The 6,567-nt window shown below is 36.0% G+C and carries 6 protein-coding genes and 1 pseudogene; 3 read left to right on the forward strand and 4 right to left on the reverse strand.

Translation table 11 applies throughout. The annotated features are described in order from the left end of the window. Positions 1 to 89: pseudogene (locus WAE57_RS15580) on the reverse strand (type I restriction-modification system subunit M N-terminal domain-containing protein); the annotation flags it as partial. A 277-nt stretch (positions 90 to 366) separates the two neighbouring features. After that, on the reverse strand, positions 367 to 1,536 hold the full coding sequence (locus WAE57_RS15585; protein WP_337711273.1) for a RepB family plasmid replication initiator protein: 1,170 nt from the start codon (positions 1,534 to 1,536) through the stop codon (positions 367 to 369). 905 nt (positions 1,537 to 2,441) lie between these two features. Between WAE57_RS15585 and WAE57_RS15590 the strand changes: the two genes are divergently transcribed. The 3 genes from WAE57_RS15590 to ribA all read left to right on the forward strand — a co-directional run bounded on the left by WAE57_RS15590 (position 2,442) and on the right by ribA (position 5,478). Further along, complete coding sequence (locus WAE57_RS15590) at positions 2,442 to 3,227, forward strand: ParA family protein (protein WP_086176683.1); 786 nt, start codon at positions 2,442 to 2,444, stop codon at positions 3,225 to 3,227. A gap of 18 nt (positions 3,228 to 3,245) precedes the next feature. Beyond that, positions 3,246 to 4,145, forward strand: a complete 900-nt coding sequence (locus tag WAE57_RS15595; protein WP_337711274.1) for a ParB/RepB/Spo0J family partition protein — start codon at positions 3,246 to 3,248, stop codon at positions 4,143 to 4,145. A gap of 730 nt (positions 4,146 to 4,875) precedes the next feature. Continuing rightward, positions 4,876 to 5,478: a GTP cyclohydrolase II gene (ribA, locus tag WAE57_RS15600; protein ID WP_337711275.1), complete on the forward strand. Its 603-nt coding sequence runs from the start codon at positions 4,876 to 4,878 to the stop codon at positions 5,476 to 5,478. A 134-nt stretch (positions 5,479 to 5,612) separates the two neighbouring features. On the opposite strand, the gene WAE57_RS15605 is transcribed toward ribA, so the two are convergent. Further along, positions 5,613 to 5,918 (reverse strand): macro domain-containing protein, encoded by a 306-nt coding sequence (locus tag WAE57_RS15605; RefSeq protein ID WP_337711276.1) that lies wholly within the window; start codon positions 5,916 to 5,918, stop codon positions 5,613 to 5,615. After that, positions 5,888 to 6,103, reverse strand: a complete 216-nt coding sequence (locus WAE57_RS15610) for a hypothetical protein (RefSeq protein WP_337711277.1) — start codon at positions 6,101 to 6,103, stop codon at positions 5,888 to 5,890. The genes WAE57_RS15605 and WAE57_RS15610 overlap by 31 nt, the downstream gene beginning before the upstream one ends. Between the last annotated feature and the right edge of the window lie 464 nt (positions 6,104 to 6,567).

Below are 6,567 nucleotides of genomic sequence, written 5' to 3' on the forward strand. Positions count from 1 at the left end.
CTTTTCCGACAAATATTTAAAGAAAATAAAACCCAGAATGTAATCACGTAATTCATCTGCCCCATGGTGCCGCGTAAAGTATTGGCAATATTCCAAAGTTGTTTTTGTAGCTGTTGCCGTTATACCTAGGTCATACAGAATCCATCAGTTTAATTTTTAACAATAGATAGAGTTTAGCTTGATTATCCAAAGTTTCTCACCCTATATGACCTCTTTTGTCGCTTTGATTTATTTTTTCAACTATTGAATTGAAATGGGGGCACATGCTAAAACTTGTAGCAAGTTGCTACACGCTGAAAATAATATATGATCCAAAAATATGATTTAAAGTGTCGCCAAAAAACCTGTAGTAAGTTGCTACACTTTTTAAATAATTTCTTTACCAAAAATCTCATTCAAACGCGCGTGATTTTGTTGAACAAAGTTAGGATCATTTTTGAGCTTATATTTCATCTCTCTCTTGAAATCATTCATGGACGCACCCGCCACAGCAAAATCCATTTGAAACATAATATCGTTCACAATCACGTTCGCCTGAGAATCGGTTAAGCAGCCTTCAGTCTTAAACCACTTGCTGAACTGTTTATAATTCGGATCATTGGCATAGATATACCAGGAGCGTACTGTCATATCGAACTTCGCCCCCAGCTCTTTCACGATGGCATTATCATCAAAATCTACATCCAGGTAGATTTGAGTCTTTTCATTAGCTTGCAGGATAACAGTTTCAGTATGTCCACTCACAATTCTAAACCGGACTCCCACAACAGGCCGGCCTTTCTTGATGGTGTCATATTCTAGCTTCAGACTGGTTCTTTCATTAATTTCTTCAACAATCTTATCCAGCACATAACGTCTGAAATCGACCCAACGATCATATTTCTTCTCACCAATGTCGGTTAATGCTTTTATATTTTCCAGTGACAGTTCAACCTCATACGAATCTTGATTGGCGTACTTGAACTCATTTTTAATAAAATAGGAATATAGACTCATACTGGTCACGGAGTCTAAAGCAAATAAATCCTTTAATTGGTAAGTGGTAAAATTGCCACTTGCAAGACGGGTAAAATAAGGCAACACTTCACTGGTAAAACGGATCTGCAAGGCATTTTTAGCATCATCTTCCCAACGCAGTTCTCGAATAATCGGTACCACAGAATGAACTTTTTTTATTTTGCGCTTGGTTTCATCTACAGGTTCTTCAATCACAAAATGGGCCACCCGAGATGACAGTTCTTTATAGATCCGGTCAATCGCGACATTAATGGAATTCTTTTTATCCAAACCCAACAATTCGCCTAAATCATCTTTATGCAAATAAATATAGGTTTGCTCGGTAATTTCACGATCTTGATTATTTTTTTCACCGTAATTCGCAACCGCCATCGCATAAAGCAGTGCTTTGTACTCATTGGATGATAATTCAATCGGTCGAATCAGGCGGTTGCTGGTGCTGACCACGCCATTATTTCGAATATTCCCAATACAGTACGGTAAATATTCTATTTCTTCTTTTTCATTTAGCTTATTCATAAGTGGAAAATAAAAGTGCTTTTCTACATGTTATACACAAAAGTGGAATCTCATGCAAATTATCCACCATTTTAACTCAGGCAAAACCCATCCTTGGTCAAGAAGCCATCAAACCCAAAACTAATGGTGGAAAGCTTGTCACTGTGTTTTGTCATTTAAAACACTTTTTAAACATTGAGTGGAAAATAAAATTAAAAATGCACCATTTAGTGACAAAGCTTCCACTTTTAATATTTGTCAGACATTTTTAAGTCATATAAAAAGAGAAAAAATGCACTAAGCACCCCAATAAAGTGGAAAGTATAATAAAAAATACACTTTAACAGTGACAAAGCTTCCACTTTTAGCCGACTCAGAAGTGAAAACGCACAGTATCCTTGATGAAATTAGCAACAAACAGCTTATCCACAGAATAAAAATATCAAAATGACAAGCTTTCCACCTTTAAAGTCAAATATTTCAACTTATCAACAGATTAAAATATTGAATTTAAATAATTTTATTACTTATATTTAATTTTTTTTAAAAACCAGTGACAAGTTTTCCACCATAGTGACAAGTCTTCCACCTTTCAGTGACAGACCTTCCACCTTTCAGTGACAAGTCTTCCACCTTTCAGTGACAAACCTTCCACTTTTCGGTGACAAACCTTCCACTTTTCGGTGACAAACCTTCCACTTTTAAATTCATAAGATATTGATTTTAAAAAATAAAAAAGTGCTCTAATTATAATTAACTAATTATATTAATTAATACTAATTATAATTAGCTAGCTATATTTTATAAAAAAAAGAATATATTTGTTTTTTAACGAGCTTCAGATTATAACTTCAAGCTAAAGTAAAGAAGGTGTAGCAACTTGCTACAAAGTTCTTTATATTACAAGAACTCAAGTGAGGTTTATTATGACAATTAAGTCAACTAAAATAATTGCGGTGGCAAATCATAAAGGTGGTTGCGGAAAGACAACCACTGTTGTTCATCTAGCATCAGAGCTAGCCGACTTGGGTAATAAAGTATTGGTGATTGATTTAGATCCTCAGGCCAATGCAAGTTTACATATCGGATCAAGACATCCAAGTGAGGTGGAAACCACGTCTGCTGAATTATTGGTAGGTGATTTAAGCCTATTATCTGATGCTTTAGAAGAAGAAACAAATTTCAAAAACGTTTCTTTAATTTATGGATCACTCACTTTAGGTAAAACTGAAGATCAACTCAAAGATGATGCCCCAAGACCATCTGAAGAATTATCTAATAAATTGGAGTTATTAAAAGGATTATATGACTTCATTTTGATTGACTGTCCTCCAAGCCTAAAACTGCTCACCAGTAATGCATTGGCAGCATCTACACATGTTATGGTACCGATTGAATCAGGTTCTCAATATGGTTTGTATGGTGTAACTGACTTGATTAACCATTTAAGTAAAATAAGACGGGTTAATCCTGAGTTAAAACTTTTAGGCGCTTTGTTGATTAAACATGATGAACGTCAAAACGTGTGTAAATTGATTAGAGATGAAGCTTTAAGCCAGGTCGGTGAATTGTTAAAAACGACCATTCCAATGAGTACTAAAGTGAATCAGGCAGCAATTTTACAACAGCCCTTATTTAGTGTAGATAAAAACTCTAAAGTTCGTAAAGCTTTTCAAGATTTAGCGAAAGAAATCATCCATCGTGTTGAATAAAAGTCTTCTGAGAATATTATGGTAAGTACAAAAGAATTGCTGGCACAACGTCTTCAGCAAAATACTCAAAAGCATCAACAAGCTCAGCAAGAGCATGTCAATGATGTGAAAGAACTGCGTCGTAATGTACAAATTACAGATATTCAGCCTAGTCCAAATCAGCCACGAAAAATATTTAATCAACAAGATATTGAAGACTTGGCGGCATCGATTGAAGAAATTGGCTTGCTACAACCGATTGCAGTCCGACGGATACAGGACAAATATGAGTTAATCGCTGGTGAACGACGCTTGAAAGCGCATCAAATTCTCAATAAAAACACCATTGAAGTGATTGTCATCGATGCATCTGATGAAGAGGTTGCACTATTAACTTTAGCTGAAAATTTAAAACGCGAAGACCTAACCGATTATGAAATTTATGTAGGTTTGAGTTCTCTGGATGAGAAATTAAAAAAGAACAAGCAAAAACTGGCAAAGTCCTTAGGCATGAACCGTGAGGATATGTATAAATATTTATCTTTCGAAAAATTACCGAAAGAACTGATTGCAGATTTAGAGCAACAGCCGGCATTATTGGCGCGGACCGCAGCCACGGCTGTCAAAAAATTTCTCTCGGATTACGAAGCAAATTACAGCAATGCTAAAAAAGCACTTTTAGAAGCTTGGGCGAAATTACTGAAAAAAGAAGTAGAGCAAACAAAACTGGCAGTATTGGCAGAAAAAATTCTAAAGTCGAAAGAAACCAAACAACCGATTAAAACATCGATCGTGCATAAAATTGAATATGATGGAAAAGTCGCCGGTAATATCAAGTTTGATCACAATACTTTAAAAGTATCATTAAAAATAAGTGAATTTGATGATCAAAACTTACAGGAGCTGGAAAACCTGTTGAAAAAAATGCTGAGTCAGTAATAGAAAAAAGGTGTAGCAAATTGCTACACCTGCTGGGTTTAAGCGAAATGGCGAGACTTGAGCTTCATCACTAAAGTATAGATGTGGATATGATAGGTTGAAATTTTGACCAGATCTTAATATGGGTTCAACTTTCGGCAGCATTGGTTATCCGGGCTATGGTAGCTATTGTGCCAGTAAGTTTGCTTTACGTGGCGCATTGCACGAGAATACAGCAAGCCCCCCATTAAATTCAGATATTTCTCGCCACGTGCCACCGAGACGGGGATGAATCTTAAGCTAGGAGTGAAAATAGACAAACCAGAGTTTGTAGCAAAAGAACTTTATCAGTTCATGCAAAATGATCTCCCGTCTTATCAGGTCGGCTATCCTGAAAAAATATTCGTTAAGGTGAATCAAGTCCTACCGGGTATAGTTTAAGGTTCTATACAGAAAGATCTGGACACTATTTACCAATATGCAAAAAAGTGAAGCCCCGCCTCCTTTTAAAGGATGAAAGTATTCAATTCTTGGTTTTTGCTTTGTCGTCTAGAGCTGTTTAAAAACGTTATCAAAATGTTTTAGGGTTTCACATAAAATTCACTTTGAAATCACTATGATCAGAACTGAAATGTAATATTTCGAAGATACGAAAATACTGAATCAATCTTAATTTAATTGATATGACAGATCTTTTATTTTTTGATGAACAGTGTTTTTACTGACTCTTAAAATTTAATTGGATGAATCAGTGGCGATACAATTTGTTTCTAAATCTAAATTACCGACTGCTTTCGGTAATTTTGAGATTCTAGCATTTCAAGATCAAACAACGGGTGAAGAACATATTGCTCTTGCTCAAGGATTAGAAACGGTTCCTGTAAAACCCGTATTAGTCAGAATGCATTCGGAGTGTCTCACAGGGGACGCTTTTGGTTCATTAAAATGTGATTGTGGTCCACAATTACATGCAACCATGAAAATGATTAATGATGCAGGGCAAGGGGTGATCTTGTATCTACGTCAGGAAGGTCGTGGCATAGGATTGACCAACAAAATTCGTGCATATGCACTACAAGATCAAGGTCATGATACGCTTGATGCCAATCTGTTATTAAACTTACCTGCAGATGCCCGGCAGTATGACATGTGTAGCATTATGCTGGATTACCTACAAATTAAAGATGTCCAGTTGATTACAAATAATCCACTTAAAATCAAGGCACTGACTGATTTAGGAATGAATGTGCTTAGCCGCGTTCCCTTGACGGTAGGCTTAAATCATTTTAATAAAGCTTATTTAGAAACAAAGCAGAAGCGTATGTCACATCTGTATGAAAACAGTGATTTTTAGCATAGCTTAAGCCTAAACATTTCAACTCTTCTTATTGTTTTGTTCAAAATAGATGAGGATTACAGAAATTCTGATTTTGACTTTAATCGAGAAAGCTTTGCCTAGACAAAGCTTTCAGCACCACAGCTTAGCACTTAAGTAGCTGATTCATCCGCTTTTACCCCTTTTTGGTACAAGGTATAGATATAAATAGGCATATCTAAATCTTCTAAGTGTTTATAGATGAGTGGGCGTACATCTTCCCAATCTAAACTGCCAACCCCTGTGGCAAGGCGAGGTAATGCCAGACTTTCAATTTTCTCTTGTTCGATTAAATCTTTTAAGTTTTTTAGGCTACGGTTTACATATTCGATAGACGCCTTGCCGGGTTTTGAACCGTTATCATAAGCTTCCTCTTGTGTCATCAAGTTTACGATACGTTGACCTTCAGCATTCCCCATGTCCATTGCTCTCCGGCCTTAGGATGATAAATATGGCAATAGTTACGGAAGTCTTTATACAAGGCCGGCCAGTGCTCATGCAGACTTAAAGCGAGACCTGTAGCGAAGTTATCATTGGGGGCAACACCGTGAGCAATAGCATGTGCATCACTGAGTAAAAGATCTCCAGATACTTCATAAATCATAGATTTGACTCCTATTTTAATGGACTGGACTACTCCTAGTATCCTAGACAAAGCAGAATCTGATCCTCCAGGCGTAATTTGGGTAGTCTGCCTTTAGCTAGAACATGCTTATGCAATTGCTCAACCATTAAATAAAACGTTGACCATGAGATGCTCGTAATCGCTTAAGCTGTGTTTCAGAAAGCTGTTTTGAGTCGATGTATTTCATCTAAAAATTATGCATGAATGTTAAAAATTCTACGGTACAAATAATCAACAACAAATAGCTTAATTTTTGATTTATGAAAGAGATCTTTTATATATCACATATTCTAAAGCTTTATTTTATGGAAATAAGGCGGTTAAAAAACCTTGCTGATTGGTTTAACTTCTGAAATCTATATTCATATTGCATTTTTTATTCCAAAATAACCTTTACCTGATTGAGAGACAACCGCCTATAACACTCTTAAAGGTATTATCTT

It is taken from the genome of Acinetobacter sp. NS-4 (genome assembly GCF_037402435.1).
Taxonomy (GTDB): domain Bacteria; phylum Pseudomonadota; class Gammaproteobacteria; order Pseudomonadales; family Moraxellaceae; genus Acinetobacter.